Below are 13,898 nucleotides of genomic sequence, written 5' to 3'. Positions count from 1 at the left end.
CCGCGCGGTCCGAAAATCCGCTAGAGTCATAAGCTGGTTGATTTTCGTGATCCAGAAAATGACTCAGACAATCGCGGTCATCCCCGGCGACGGCATCGGGGTGGAAGTCATGGCCGAGGGCCTGCGAGTCCTGCGAGCGGCGGCCCGGCGATTCCGGCTTGACCTGAACTTCGACACATTCGACTGGGGCTGCGATCACTACGAACGCACCGGGCGGATGATGCCCGCCGACTGGAAGGACCGGATCGGCAAGCACGACGCGATCCTGTTCGGCGCGGTCGGCGCCCCAGACCGGGTGCCGGACCACGTCGCCATCTGGGAATCCATCATCACCATCCGCCGCGAGTTCGACCAGTACGTCAATCTGCGGCCGGCCCGGCTGATGCGCGGCGTGCCCAGCCCGCTGGCCAACCGCGCCCCCGGCGACATCGATTTCCTGGTGGTGCGCGAAAACACCGAAGGCGAATATTCCAATGCCGGCGGGCGCATGTACGCCGGCACCGACCGCGAGATCGCCATCCAGGAATCGGTCTTCAGCCGCTTCGGCGCCGACCGGGTGCTGCGCTATGCCTTCGAACTCGCGGCGTCGCGTCCGGAACGCCACCTGACGGCGGCCACCAAGTCCAACGGCATTTCCATCACCATGCCCTTCTGGGACGAACGCGTCGCCGCCATCGGCCAGGAATACCCGCAGGTCCGCTGGGACAAATTCCACATCGACATCCTCTGCGCCCACATGGTGCAGCACCCTGACCGCTTCGACGTGATCGTGGCCTCGAACCTGTTCGGCGACATCCTGTCGGATCTGGGCCCCGCCTGCACCGGCACCATCGGCATCGCGCCGTCGGCCAACCTGAACCCCGACCGCGTCTGGCCGTCGCTGTTCGAACCCGTCCACGGCTCGGCTCCGGACATCGCCGGGCGCGGCATCGCCAACCCCGTCGGCCAGATCTGGTCGGCCGCCCTGATGCTGGACCATCTCGCCCAGGGGCAGCCCGCCTGCCGCGATGCCTCGCAGGCCATCATGCGGGCCATCGAAACCGTGCTGGCCGAAGGCCCGCGCACCCCCGACATGGGCGGCAACGCCAAGACCGTCGACGTCGGCCAGGCGATTGCCGATCACATCGACGGGGCCTGAACACCCCGCGCCAGCGTCGGCCGGCCTGCGCCGGGCCGCCGCTGGCGCATCCGAACCTCCTTTCACGGAACACCGCATGCCCGCCCACCACTTCATCGCCAATCGCCAAGTTCCCGCCACCGACGGGCAAACCATCCCGGTCATCGATCCATCGGACGGACTGGCCTACGAGCAGATTGCGCGCGGCACGGCCGCCGACATCGACCAGGCGGTGCAGGCAGCCCACGCCGCCATGGGCGACAGCCTGGACGGCCCCTGGGCGCGCACCTGCGCCCGCGACCGGGGGCGGCTGCTGGCCGACTGGGGCCGCGCCGTCCTGGAACACGCCGACGAACTGGCCGGCATCGAGGCCCGGGACACGGGCAAGACCCTGCACACGGCCCGCAACGACGTGCTGGCCCTGGCCCGCTATTTCGAGTTCTACGCCGGAGCCTGCGACAAGCTGCACGGCGACACCCTGCCCTATGAGACCGGCTACACGGTCATGACCGTGCGCGAACCCCACGGCGTGACGGGCCACATCATCCCCTGGAACTACCCCGTGCAGATCTTCGGGCGCAGCGTCGGGGCGTCCCTGGCGGCCGGCAACGCCTGCGTGGTGAAGCCCGCCGAAGACGCCAGCCTGTCCACGCTGTACCTGGCGGAACTGGCCGCCCGCGTCGGCTTCCCGGCCGGGGCGCTGAACGTGGTCACCGGCTACGGGCACGAAGCGGGCGCCGCGCTCAGCGCCCACCCCGGCATCCACCACATCTCGTTCACCGGATCCACCGTGACCGGGCAGCGGGTGGCGGAAGCCGCCGCCCGCCACCACTGCCCCGCCGTTCTGGAACTGGGCGGCAAATCGCCGCAGATCGTCTTCGACGACGCGGACCTGGACGCCGCGCTGCCCGTGATCGTCAACGCCATCATCCAGAACAGCGGCCAGACCTGTTCCGCCGGCAGCCGCCTGCTGGTGCAGGAAGGCTGCTACGAGACCCTGCTGTCCCGCCTGGCGGAACGCTTTCGCGGCCTGCGGGCGGGGCCGGCATCCATGGATCCCGACCTGGGGCCGCTGGTGAACCAGAAGCAGTTCGAGCGCGTGCGCCAGATCCTGGCCGCCGCCCAGGCGGAGGGCCTGACCGAGGCCGCCCGGGGCCAGGTCGCGCCGGGCGCGCCGGCCCAGGGCTATTACCAGGCCCCCGTGCTGTTCCGGGACGTGCCCCGGGACAGCGCATTGGCGCAGGAAGAAATCTTCGGACCGATCCTGATCGCGCAATCCTTCCGCACGGAATCCGAGGCCCTGGCGCTGGCCAACGGCACGTCCTACGGCCTGGTCGCGGGGGTCTGGACGCGCGACGGCGCCCGCCAGTTGCGGCTGGCGCGGCAACTGCGCTGCGGCCAGGTGTTCATCAACAATTACGGCGCCGGCGGCGGGGTGGAACTGCCCTTCGGCGGGGTCAAGTCCAGCGGCTACGGCCGGGAAAAGGGCTTCGAGGCCCTGCTGGGTTTCACCACCCTGAAGACCGTCGCCATCCGCCACGGCGTCACGGACTGAATCGGGGCGCCGCCGGCCGGAGGGCCGGCGGCGCGGCCTTCATTCTTCGACGTACCAGGTGTCTTCGGACAGCATGACCTGCTGATGCCCGTAGCCGGCCGGCATCATGGGGAAGCAGTTCTGCAGCGGCACGACGGCGACATCCAGGAAATACGGCCCGTCGTGGGCCATGCAGGCCGCCAGCGCGGCATCCAGGTCGCGGGGATGGTCCACCCGCGCGGCGCCCCAGCCGAAGGCTTTGGCCAGGGCGACGAAGTCGGGAATCGAGGCGTTGTAGCTATGGCTGTAGCGCCCCTCGTGGATGAGTTCCTGCCATTGGCGCACCATGCCCATGTGGCCGTTGTTGCACAGGACCAGCTTCACCGGCGCATGGTGCTGCATGGCGGTGGCCAGTTCCTGGATGTTCATCAGCACGGAGGCATCCCCGCTGATGCAGACCACGGGCTTGTCGGGATGGGCGATCTGCGCCCCGATGGCGGCCGGCAGGCCGTAGCCCATGGTGCCCGCGCCGCCCGAAGTCAGCCAGCGGTTCGGGTGGTCCAGCTGGATGTACTGCGCCGCCCACATCTGGTGCTGGCCCACGTCGGTGGACACGACCGCGTCGCGCCCCGCCAGCAGGCGGTTGACCCGCTGCATCAGGTCCTGGGGCAGGATCACCTCGTCGGACGGCTCGACGCGCAGGCAGTCGCGGGCCTGCCACACCCCGATGCGCTTCCACCATTCGTCCAGGCGGCCGGATTCCTGCGGATACTGGCCCAGTTCCTTGTGCAGGGCGCGCAGCAAAGGATAGCAGTCGCCCACCAGCGCCACGTCGGCGCGCACGACCTTGTTGATCGAAGCCGGATCGATGTCCAGATGGATCTTGTCGGCATGCGGGCAGAAGTCGGACAGGCGGCCGGTGATGCGGTCATCGAACCGCGCCCCCACGCAGATGATGAGGTCGGCATGGTGCATGGCCAGGTTGGCCTGCAGCGTGCCGTGCATGCCCAGCATGCCCAGGAACTGCGCATCGCCGGCCGGATAGGCGCCCAGCCCCATCAGGGTCAGCGTGCAGGGGGCCCCGGTTTCCTGCACCAGGGACCGGAAAGCATGGCAGGCGTCCACGCCGGAATTGATCAGGCCGCCCCCGCCGTAGAACACCGGCCGGCGGGCCTTGGCGATCAGAGCGGCGGCGCGCTTGATGGAGGCCTCCGCGGCGGGCGACAGGGTTTCCACGCCGACTTCGGGTTCCACCGCCGGCGCCATGTTGTCCGGCGGCACCAGGGCCATCTGCAAGTCCTTGGGGAAATCCAGCAGCACCGGCCCCGGCCGCCCCGATTTCGTCAGGCGCAAGGCCTTGGCCGCCAGATCGGCCACGTCCTCGATGCGTCGCACCTGGGCGTTCCATTTGGTGACCGGGCGCGAAATGCCCACCGCATCGCATTCCTGGAAGGCGTCGGTGCCGATGGCGCCGGTGGCGACCTGGCCGCTGATGCACAACACGGGGATGGAATCGCACAAGGCGTCCAGCAGGCCGGTGGTGGTGTTGGACATGCCCGGCCCCGACGTGACGAAGACCACGCCCGGACGCCCGGTGGACCGCGCATAGCCTTCGGCGGCATGCATGGCCGCCTGTTCGTGGCGCACCAGCACGTGGCGGATGCGAGGCTCGGCATACAACGCGTCGTAGAGCGGCAGCACCGCGCCGCCCGGGTAGCCGAATACCGTGTCCACCCCCAGGGCGATCAGCGTGTCCAGCAGGACTTCCGCGCCATTGCGGCCAGTGGATCGGGGGACGGGAGCGGTGGCGCGCAAGGGCGCAGGGCTTGGGGCATTCACGAGAGGGCCTGAACGAAGAATCCGGAACAATCTTCGAGTGTATCCCTTTTCATGCGATTTCCCGCCGCCCGCCCAGGTTCTGTACACTCTAGGCCCTGCACGGCAGGGCCGATTCCGCCCCGCCCCGTCTCCGACACTCCGGCACCACGGGATGTCCCGGACTGGCAAACCCGCCATTCCGCTGTAGGATGCAGAGGTTTCTGTGATCCAGACAACCAGGCGGCGCACCGCCGAGCGCCGCGGCTTGTTCGACTTTCATCACACCCTCTGATTTCATGCCAGACGATCACGTACCCGACCCGTCCCCCGTTCCGATCGGCAACCCGCAGGCCGACCCGACCACCCGGATTTCCCTGCGCTTCGAAGACTGGCTGACGGTGCTCAGCCTGGCCGCCCTGGCCTGCATCACGATGGCCAACGTGATCGTGCGGTACCTGACCTCCGAATCCTTCGCCTGGACCGAGGAAATCTCCATCTTCCTGCTGGTGGTCCTGACCATGAGCGCGGGGTCTTCCGCCTTCGTGCGCCGCCTGCACATCCGCATCGAACTGCTGGCCGACGGCGGCTCGCCCGCCCGGCAGCGGCGCTTCGCGCTGCTCACGGACAGCATCTGCCTGCTGTTCTTCATCGGCCTGACCGTCCTGCTGGGGCGCATGGCCCTGGATGAATTCAACTGGGGCGACACGTCGCCGGCCATCGGCGTGCCGACCTGGTGGTATTCCATGTGGCTGCCGATCCTGTCGGCCGTCATCACCCTGCGGCTGGCCGGCATGGTGCGCCGCGCCTGGGGGGCCGTCCGATGATCGCCTCACTGCTGTTCGCGCTGTTCGTCGTGCTGATGGCGGTGGGCGTGCCGGTGGGCATCGCCCTGGGCGGCGCCGGCACGCTGGCCATCGCGCTGGCCAATCCGGACACCCACTGGTTCGGCCTGATGGCCGTCTCGCAGAGCTTTTACGCGGGGCTGGCCAAATACCCGCTGCTGGCCATCCCCATGTTCGTGCTGGTGGGCTCGATCTTCGACCGCTCGGGCGTGGCCGCTCGCCTGGTGCGCCTGGCGCAATCGATCACCGGCAACGGCCCCGGCATGCTGGCCATCGTGGCCATCACCGTGGCCATGTTCCTGGGCGGGATCTCCGGGTCCGGCCCGGCCTGCGCCGCCGCCGTGGGCGCCATCATGATCGGCGCCATGAACCGCGCCGGCTATCCGCCCGCCTATTCGGCCAGCGTGGTCGCGGCCGGCGCCGCGACGGACATCCTGATTCCGCCGTCCATCGCCATGATCGTGTATTCGGTGCTGGTGCCGCAGGCGTCGGTCCCGGCGCTGTTCGCCGCCGGCATGCTGCCCGGGATCCTGGCCGGCATCGGGCTGATCATCCCTTCCGTCTGGCTGGCCCGGCGCCACAACATGGGTGCGGCGGCCCGCCTGGAACCCCGTCCGCCCTTCTGGCGCAGCCTGTTCGAGGCCATCCCCGGCCTGGCGGCCCCGGTGATCATCCTGGGCGGCATGCGCATGGGCTATTTCACGCCCACGGAAGCGGCCGTGGTCGCCGTGTTCTACGGGCTGTTCATCGGCATATTCATCCACCGCGCCATGAGCTGGCGCGATCTGTTCCCGATCTTCCGCGAGGCCGGCGAACTGTCGGCCGTCATCATGATGATCGTGACGCTGGCCGGGATCTTCGCCTGGTCGCTGTCGACGCTGTCGATCATCGATCCGATCACCAACGCCATCGTGCATTCGGGCCTGGGGCAGTACGGGGTGCTGACGCTGCTGATCCTGCTGCTGATCGTGGCGGGCATGTTCCTGGACGGCATTTCGATCTTCCTGATTTTCGTGCCGCTGATCCAGCCGGTGGCCATGGCCTTCCAGTGGGATCTGGTCTGGCTGGGAGTGGTGCTGACGCTGATGGTGGCGGTGGGACAGTTCACGCCGCCGGTGGCGGTCAATCTGATGGTGTCCAGCAAGATCGCCCGGATTCCGATGGAAAGCACGGTGCCGTGGGTGCTGTGGCTGGTGGGGGGCATGCTGTGCTCGCTGGTGCTGGTCGTGCTGTTCCCGCAGATTGCGTTGTGGTTGCCGCATTCTCTGGGGTATTGATTTTTGTTCTTGCCTGCCGGGAACTCGCCGGGATGCGCGAGAGGGTGATGCCGCCTCGCGGCAAAAACGAATATTTTGTATTTTGAGGGGTCTGAAAGGACCGCAGGTTTTTTTCAGGAGAGGAGACTACACCATGCATTTCACACGACTGATCGGCGCCGCCGCCCTGGCCGTCACGGCCCTGGCCACGACGCTGCCGGCCCAGGCGGCCGACTACAAATCGGAATACAAGCTGTCCATCGTGGTGGGCACGAATTTCCCCTGGGGCCAGGGAGCGGTGATCTGGTCCGACCTGGTGCGCGAGCGCACCAAGGGGCGCATCAACATCAAGGTCTATCCGGGCACTTCGCTGGTGCAGGGCGACCAGACGCGCGAATTCACCGCCATCCGCCAGGGCGTGATCGACATGGCCATCGGATCCACGATCAACTGGTCCCCGCAGGTGAAGGAACTGAACATCTTCTCCCTGCCCTTCCTGATGCCGGACTACCCGGCGATCGACGCGCTGACGCAGGGCAAGGTCGGCGAGCAGCTGTTCGACATTCTGTCGAAGAAGGGCGTGGTGCCGCTGGCCTGGGGCGAGAACGGCTACCGCCAGCTGTCCAATTCGGTGCGCGAGGTCAAGACGCCGGCCGACATCAAGGGCATGAAGTTGCGCGTGGTGGGTTCCCCGCTGTACATCGACACGTTCACGGCGCTGGGCGCGAACCCGACGCAGATGAGCTGGGCCGACGCCCAGCCGGCGCTGGCCAGCGGCGCGGTGGACGGCCAGGAGAACCCGCTGTCGATCTATGCGGGGGCCAAGCTGTACGACGTGGGCCAGAAGTACCTGAGCCTGTGGAACTACGTGGCCGATCCGCTGGTGTTCGTGGTGAACAAGGACGTCTGGGCGTCCTGGTCGCCGGAAGACCAGAAGATCGTGCGCGAAGCCGCCATCGAAGCCGGCAAGAAGGAAATCGTGATCGCCCGCAAAGGCGTGACCAACACGGACGATTCCCTGCTGAAGGACATCGAGAGCCACGGGGTGAAGGTGACGGTGCTGTCGCCGGAACAGATCGGCGTGTTCGCGAAGGCGACGCAGCCGGTGTTCGACAAGTGGGCCAAGCAGATCGGCCCGGACATGGTGAAGCAAGCGCAGTCGGACATCGCGAAGCGCTGATGCGCGCCGAGCCGGCCCCGGCGGCTTGAGATTTTGCCGGGGCCGACGCGGACGATGGCGGAAGAGACGCGTATGATGTGTCCGCCCGATCATGGGTTCTTCTTCCGGCCATCATGGAAATCACCTTCGACGTTGCTGTCCTGCTGTTCTTCATCGCCATGCTGGCCGGCACCATCGACGCCATCGCCGGCGGCGGCGGGCTGATCACGATTCCGGCGCTGCTGGCCGTGGGACTGCCGCCGGGCGCGGCGATCGCCACCAACAAAGTCGGCGGGATCGCCGCGGCGGCCGCCGCAACGCTGCATTTCCTGCGCATGCGGCAGATCGACCTGAAACGCAGCCGCTGGATGATGCTGGGGGCGTTCCTGGGATCCCTGGTGGGCGGCATCGCCCTGACCGGCATCGACAGCAGCGTGCTCAGGCAGATCATCCCCATCCTGCTGATCGGTTTCGCCCTGTACTTCCTGCTGTCCCCCAAGGTCGGGGCCCAGGACCGCAGCGAACGCATCAGCATGGGGCTGTACGCCGCCACGCTATCGCCGCTGATCGGGCTCTACGACGGCTTCTTCGGGCCGGGCACCGGGACATTCCTGGCGATTTCCCTGGTCACGCTGCTGGGCATGAACCTGGTCAAGGCCACGGCCCACGCCAAACTGCTGAACCTGTGCAGCAACTCGGCGGCCTTGGTCTTCTTCTCCCTGCACGGCAGCGTCGTCTGGTCCTTCGGGCTGCCGATCCTGGCCGGGCAATGGGTGGGCGGCACGATCGGCGCCCGGCTGGCGGTCACGCGCGGGCACCAGCTGATCCGCATCCTGATGGTGACGATGGCCGTCGTCGTATCGGTGAAAATGATCCTGGAACAGTGAACCGGGATGGCGGCTTCGCGCCGCCCGCCGTTTCGGGCGGATTCTCGCGCCAGCGGGCCTGGCATCTCCGCGGACGCCGTCCTATCATGATCTTTTCGGCAAACGATTCATGATCAGGCGGTTCCCATGTCCACGACACCCAATGCGGCAGCATCCGGCACGTTCCTGATTGGCGGCGACATTCCCGTCCACCGCCTGGGCTATGGGGCGATGCGCATCACCGGCCCCGGCATCTGGGGGGCGCCGAAGGACCCGGCGGCCGCCCTGGCCACCCTGCGGCGGCTGCCCGAACTGGGGGTGAATTTCATCGATACGGCCGACAGCTACGGGCCGTTCGTCAGCGAGGACCTGATCCGGGAAGCCCTGCATCCCTACAAGGGCCTGCTGATCGCCACCAAGGGCGGGCTGCTGCGCCATGGCCCCGACAAATGGGTGCCGCTGGGCGACCCCGACTATCTGCGCCAGTGCGTGCTGATGAGCCTGCGGCGGCTGGGCGTGGAGCGCATCGACCTCTGGCAGCTGCACCGCCTGGACCACGGCGCATCGCGCCAGGCGCAGCTGCGGGTGATCGCCGACATGCGCCGGGAAGGCCTGATCCGCCACGTGGGCCTGAGCGAAGTCCGTCCGGCCGACATCGAAGAAGCCCAACAGTATTTCCCCGTCGCCACCGTCCAGAACCAGTACAACCTGGGCGAACGCAAGAGCGAAGCCGTGCTGGACTACTGCGCCGAACACGGCATCGGTTTCATCCCCTGGTATCCGCTGAACGCGGGCAAGCTGGCCCGTCCCGGATCCAAGCTGGAAGACATCGCCCGAAATCACGGCGTCACCACCAGCGCCATCGCCCTGGCCTGGCTGCTGAAACGGTCCCCGGTGATGCTGCCGATTCCGGGAACCGGCAGCCCGGAACATCTGGCTCAGAACGTGGGCGCCGCCCAGGTTCCGCTCAGTGACGCTGAGTTTGAGATGCTAACGCGTATGGCAGCCTAGTTCCATCCTCTCGGCCCGATCGGCCGTGCTCACACCAAAAACGTGAACACACCGGTCGCGAGCAGGAACAGCAACGACACTCGACGGAACAAAGCCTGATTCCGCCCCTCGGCCCATCGGTGCAGGAAGGCGCCCAGGAAATTGGCCAGCATGGCAACCGGCAGCAGCAACACGACATTGATCAACTGGTGCCCAGTGACTATGCCGCCCGCAGACATCGGAATGAGAGTCGCCACCTGTCCCAAGCTGAAATACGTCAGGCAGACCGCTCGAAAAACACTTGCTGACAGCGTATGATCAGACAGCAGATACAGGATGACGGGCGGCCCGCCTATGCCCCCCACAGCGGTCATGAACCCGCTACTGACACCCACAACGCCGTCCTGAAAAACGCCTCTGCGTCCACGATAATGCCAGCCGCTGAGCATCAACACCGCGACCAGAATCACCAGGAAGGCCACGATCCTGCGCAAGATCATCGCATCGACCCCATGCAGAAAATACAGGCCGACCGGCAACCCCGCCAGCGACGGGACGAAGAGACGAAACGTGAGGCGCCAGTCGACCCGACGAAGGAAGACCGGCATCAGTTGCAGCGAAGTCAGCAAGTTCAGCAATAGAATGATGACGACGACATCAGCGGGCGCCAGCAAAAGGCTGAACACGGGAGCCATGAGCAAACCTGAACCGTAGCCTGAAAAGCCCCGCATCACGCCTCCCAGAAGCGTAATCGAAGCCAGGGCCAGATACACGTGGAGCGACGGGGCGGCTTGGAGCAGGCCGTGCCACACGCTCGCGCTCCTAGACCTGCATGCCCCAGCGCTGCACGGTGTACTTCTCGAGCGTCCGGAAGATCAGATTCTCAACGATCAGGCCGATAAGAATGACGGCGAGTAAGCCGGCGAAAACGCTGGGGATATCAAGCATGTTCTTCCTTTCATAAATGAACCATCCCAGCCCTCCGGATCCTGAACTGACGCCGAAGACAAGCTCGGCCGCGATCAACGTACGCCACGCAAACGCCCATCCGATCTTCATGCCCGACAGGATGTTCGCCAGCGCGGCCGGAATGAGGATGCTGCACACATAGGAAAACCCCCGCAATCCGTAATTGCGCCCGACCATGCGCAGCGTCAGTGATACGTTCCGGAATCCAGAGTGCGTATTGAGCGTAACCGCCCACAGCACGGAATGCACCAGCACGAACACGAGACTGGCTTCTCCCAGGCCAAACCAGATCAGCGCCAGGGGTAGCAAGGCGATGGCCGGCAACGGATTGAACATCGCCGTCAGAGTTTCAAGAATATCCGCCCCGACCCGCGTAGTGATGGCCAGCACCGTCATGGCAGCCGCTAACGCCATGCCGACTGCATACCCGATGAGCAGAACCCGGATTGAAGCCCAGATCTTGATCAACAACCCTCCAGAAACGATTCCTGCGACCAGAGCACCGAACGTATCGCCCAGCGAGGGAAACAGCAGGGAATTGTTGAGATAGCGCGCATACAACTCCCAGATGATCGCCAGACCGACCAGCACCAGGCTCTTGCGCAACCCCGGTATGCCGGAAATCCATTCCCACAGCGAGAGCGGCTTTTCAACCACGCCGAACGACTCCGATGCCACGGGGCTCCCATAAATTTCAGGACGCGGCGTCCATTTGGTGGTTTCATCCATGAGGCGCCTCCGTTTCCTCCACTCGATCCACGAACAGCAGATCGTTAATGCGGTCTTCAAGGCCCTTCCGCAGGACGCCATCATCGCAGTCCAGCCGCAGGCTGTTCAGTTCGGCCTTGACCTGCCCCGGGTGCGGTGAAAGCAGCAGGATCCGGCTGCCGATGCGGATGGCCTCGGGGATGGAATGCGTGACGAACAGGACAGTGAAGCGGGTGTCTTCCCACAAGCGCAGCAACTCATCTTGCATCTTGCGCCGCGTCAGCGCATCCAGAGCAGCAAAGGGCTCGTCCATCAGCAGAATGTCGGGCTCCATCGCCATTCCGCGCGCGATGGCAACTCGCTGCTTCATCCCCCCCGACAGGGTATGAGGATAATTGCCGGCGAACTGGCTGAGGTTGACCTTGTCGATGTATTCCATCGCCTTTTCGCGAGCCTCCCGGCGCCCGCATTTGCCGCTTTTCCAGAGCGGAAAGGCCACGTTCTCGCAAATGGTCTTCCAGGGCAGCAACTGATCGAACTCCTGAAACACCATCATGCGATCCGGCCCCGGCCCACGGATCTCACGTCCGCGCAAGCGGATGGAACCTTCAGTCGGCGCCAGATAACCTCCAACCGCCTTCAGGAGCGTGGACTTGCCACAGCCTGAGGGCCCGAGCAGGATAAAACGATCGCCGGACAGCACCTGGAAACTCACTTTGTAGGTCGCCGTGATCAGATGCCGTGCGGTCTTGTACCGTAGTGTCACGCCCGTCACTTCCAGCAACGGAGCGCCGCCAACAAGCTCAGCCATAAGCCACTCCAGAAAGGACGTCCAGAGACATCAGCTACCCGCAAGATCGTGAATTTCCGGGAAGAACAAATCCTTCCAGGACTTCGGATCATGCTTGATGGAGCCGACCTTGTGCATGAACTGCGCGTAGGGCAGGATCCGGTCGGGCGCAATCTTGTACTGTATCTGCGGGTCGCGAATCATCTTCTCGATCGCCTGGACGTCGGATTTGTCACCAACATCCTCGACGTAGAGCTGTGCAGCCGCATGCTTGTTATCGTTGATCCAAGCGGTTGCTTCCTTCAACGCGCCCAGGACCGCCTTATAGGTTTTCGGATTGGCGGTACGGAACTTGTCCGTGGCCCAGACCATAAGGAACGTATTGGGCCCGCCCATGACGTCATACGAATTGAGCACGACCTTCACGCCGGGATGATCCAACGCCATGTACTGGAAGGGCGGCGAGGTGAATGTGGAGCGAATCTCTCCGGAACCGGAAAGCACCGCCCTCAGGCCCTCAGGGTGAGGAAGGTTCACCATGAGCGGATTCAGTTTCTTGTAGTTCTTGATGCCCCAGATCTTGGACACGGCCATCTGCAGGTATACCGTCTGCACGGACGAACCCGCCCCAGCCATCGCAATACGATCCTTGTTGGTAAGGTCCTGGATCGTCTTGATGCGGGGATCCGCGGTCACGAGCATGTTCGGCATGGAACTCAGCGCCGCCACCCCCCTGACATCAACACTCGATCGCGTGCGGTCCCAAAGAATGATGGCGGGTCCCGTGCCGCCTGCCGCAAAATTGAGCTGGCCGGAGAGCAGAGCATCATTGGCGGCAGACCCCGTACCAAACCGCATCCAGCTGACCTTGGTATCTTTCAGGCCTTCTGCCTCGAGATGCTTCTTGACCAGCCCCTTGTTCTGCATGACGGCCAAGGGCAAATATCCGATTCCGAACTGGCGCGCGAGCGTCACTTGATCTGTTTCGGCCTGCGCTGAACAGGCAAAGGCAAAGCTGCAAACTATCGCAATCGCAGTGAAACGAAACTGATGTGCTTTCATCGTTGTCTCCCGTTCTATGGTCTCCACCGAATGTGGATGGTGTGCCGCGCCTCTTCCCGTCTCCTTTGAACCGCTAGAGAATGTATTTGATATACCGTGTCAGGAAAGCCTTGGCATTGCGGATGTTCGTGCGTCGCAGATGCTCCGCGGCCTCTGCGTCCCCTCGCCGCATCGCCTCCAGCACGGCGCGGTGCTCACGCACACCGATCTCGCCGCGCCCCGGCAGAATGACGATGCGGCGTATGAGTACCTGCGTCTTTTCATAAATGCTGTCCAATGCCTGCGCCAGCACCGGATTGTTGGCTGCCTCTATGCAGCGCCTGCGAAACTGCCCATAGAATTCGGTATAGGCATCGAAATCCCCCCGCTTGACGGCCTCTTCCACCGGGCCTGAAAACTGATCGAGCAGGTCCTGCCACGACTCCGGCGCGGCATTCTGGCAAGCCAGCCTGGCGCAGAGCCCCTCCAGGACCTCACGCATGTCGTAGATGTCGAACACTTGCTGAGGCTCGAGGCGCACGACCATAGCCCCCCGATTCGGTATTCTTTCGATCAGCCCCCGCTGCTCGAGGGCCGTGAAGACCTCGCGGATCCGCGTGCGAGGGACGTCGAACTCTTTCGCAAGGTCATATTCGTTGAGCTTGGCTCCCGGTGGAAGCTCGGACGTCGCAATCCGTTCACGCATCACCTGCAGAACGTCGACGGGCGCCGATCGTTCAACCGTCTTGCGGACACGCGGTTTTTTTTCAAGGTCGGGATGTTCTGCTCGCTTGATCATGATTCCTCG

The 13,898-nt window shown here is 64.9% G+C and carries 13 protein-coding genes; 7 read left to right on the top strand and 6 right to left on the bottom strand.

Translation table 11 applies throughout. The annotated features are described in order from the left end of the window. The first annotated feature begins 58 nt into the window (after positions 1-58). Together Q0263_RS00305 and Q0263_RS00300 are read left to right on the top strand one after the other, a co-directional pair. A complete protein-coding gene (locus Q0263_RS00305) occupies positions 59-1,138 on the top strand; it encodes a tartrate dehydrogenase (RefSeq protein WP_298012162.1) in 1,080 nt (359 codons plus the stop codon). A 76-nt stretch (positions 1,139-1,214) separates the two neighbouring features. Continuing rightward, positions 1,215-2,672: an aldehyde dehydrogenase family protein gene (locus Q0263_RS00300; RefSeq protein WP_298012160.1), complete on the top strand. Its 1,458-nt coding sequence runs from the start codon at positions 1,215-1,217 to the stop codon at positions 2,670-2,672. Positions 2,673-2,711: 39 nt separating this feature from the next. On the opposite strand, the gene ilvB is transcribed toward Q0263_RS00300, so the two are convergent. Continuing rightward, positions 2,712-4,466: a biosynthetic-type acetolactate synthase large subunit gene (gene ilvB / locus Q0263_RS00295; RefSeq protein WP_298012522.1), complete on the bottom strand. Its 1,755-nt coding sequence runs from the start codon at positions 4,464-4,466 to the stop codon at positions 2,712-2,714. A 299-nt stretch (positions 4,467-4,765) separates the two neighbouring features. Here ilvB and Q0263_RS00290 point away from each other — a divergent pair, with 299 nt between their 5' ends. The 5 genes from Q0263_RS00290 (at position 4,766) to Q0263_RS00270 (ending at position 9,603) form a co-directional block, all read left to right on the top strand. Next, positions 4,766-5,293 (top strand): TRAP transporter small permease, encoded by a 528-nt coding sequence (locus tag Q0263_RS00290; RefSeq protein ID WP_298012158.1) that lies wholly within the window; start codon positions 4,766-4,768, stop codon positions 5,291-5,293. Beyond that, the gene (locus Q0263_RS00285) at positions 5,290-6,588 is read left to right on the top strand and encodes a TRAP transporter large permease (RefSeq protein ID WP_298012155.1); all 1,299 of its coding nucleotides are present in this window, start codon (positions 5,290-5,292) and stop codon (positions 6,586-6,588) included. The genes Q0263_RS00290 and Q0263_RS00285 overlap by 4 nt, the downstream gene beginning before the upstream one ends. 133 nt (positions 6,589-6,721) lie before the next feature. Continuing rightward, positions 6,722-7,747: a DctP family TRAP transporter solute-binding subunit gene (locus tag Q0263_RS00280; RefSeq protein ID WP_298012152.1), complete on the top strand. Its 1,026-nt coding sequence runs from the start codon at positions 6,722-6,724 to the stop codon at positions 7,745-7,747. A 113-nt stretch (positions 7,748-7,860) separates the two neighbouring features. Beyond that, positions 7,861-8,613, top strand: a complete 753-nt coding sequence (locus tag Q0263_RS00275; protein WP_298012150.1) for a TSUP family transporter — start codon at positions 7,861-7,863, stop codon at positions 8,611-8,613. A 126-nt stretch (positions 8,614-8,739) separates the two neighbouring features. Beyond that, on the top strand, positions 8,740-9,603 hold the full coding sequence (locus Q0263_RS00270) for an aldo/keto reductase (protein ID WP_298012147.1): 864 nt from the start codon (positions 8,740-8,742) through the stop codon (positions 9,601-9,603). Positions 9,604-9,632: 29 nt separating this feature from the next. On the opposite strand, the gene Q0263_RS00265 is transcribed toward Q0263_RS00270, so the two are convergent. The 5 genes from Q0263_RS00265 to Q0263_RS00245 all read right to left on the bottom strand — a co-directional run bounded on the left by Q0263_RS00265 (position 9,633) and on the right by Q0263_RS00245 (position 13,889). Next, the gene (locus Q0263_RS00265) at positions 9,633-10,394 is read right to left on the bottom strand and encodes a sulfite exporter TauE/SafE family protein (protein WP_298012144.1); all 762 of its coding nucleotides are present in this window, start codon (positions 10,392-10,394) and stop codon (positions 9,633-9,635) included. Between the two features lie 10 nt (positions 10,395-10,404). Then, on the bottom strand, positions 10,405-11,280 hold the full coding sequence (locus tag Q0263_RS00260; RefSeq protein ID WP_298012142.1) for an ABC transporter permease: 876 nt from the start codon (positions 11,278-11,280) through the stop codon (positions 10,405-10,407). Further along, complete coding sequence (locus Q0263_RS00255; RefSeq protein ID WP_298012139.1) at positions 11,273-12,070, bottom strand: ABC transporter ATP-binding protein; 798 nt, start codon at positions 12,068-12,070, stop codon at positions 11,273-11,275. Before Q0263_RS00255 ends, Q0263_RS00260 begins: the two co-directional genes overlap by 8 nt. A 30-nt stretch (positions 12,071-12,100) precedes the next feature. Further along, complete coding sequence (locus tag Q0263_RS00250) at positions 12,101-13,111, bottom strand: ABC transporter substrate-binding protein (protein ID WP_298012137.1); 1,011 nt, start codon at positions 13,109-13,111, stop codon at positions 12,101-12,103. 73 nt (positions 13,112-13,184) lie between these two features. After that, positions 13,185-13,889 carry a GntR family transcriptional regulator gene (locus Q0263_RS00245; RefSeq protein ID WP_298012134.1) on the bottom strand — a complete coding sequence of 235 codons (705 nt, stop codon included), beginning with the start codon at positions 13,887-13,889 and terminating at the stop codon, positions 13,185-13,187. Positions 13,890-13,898 lie beyond the last annotated feature (9 nt).

Origin of the sequence: uncultured Castellaniella sp. (assembly GCF_937988725.1) — a bacterium.
Taxonomy (GTDB): domain Bacteria; phylum Pseudomonadota; class Gammaproteobacteria; order Burkholderiales; family Burkholderiaceae_B; genus Castellaniella.
Note: the sequence above shows the minus strand (reverse complement) of the source record. Positions and strands in the feature narration are given on the sequence as shown.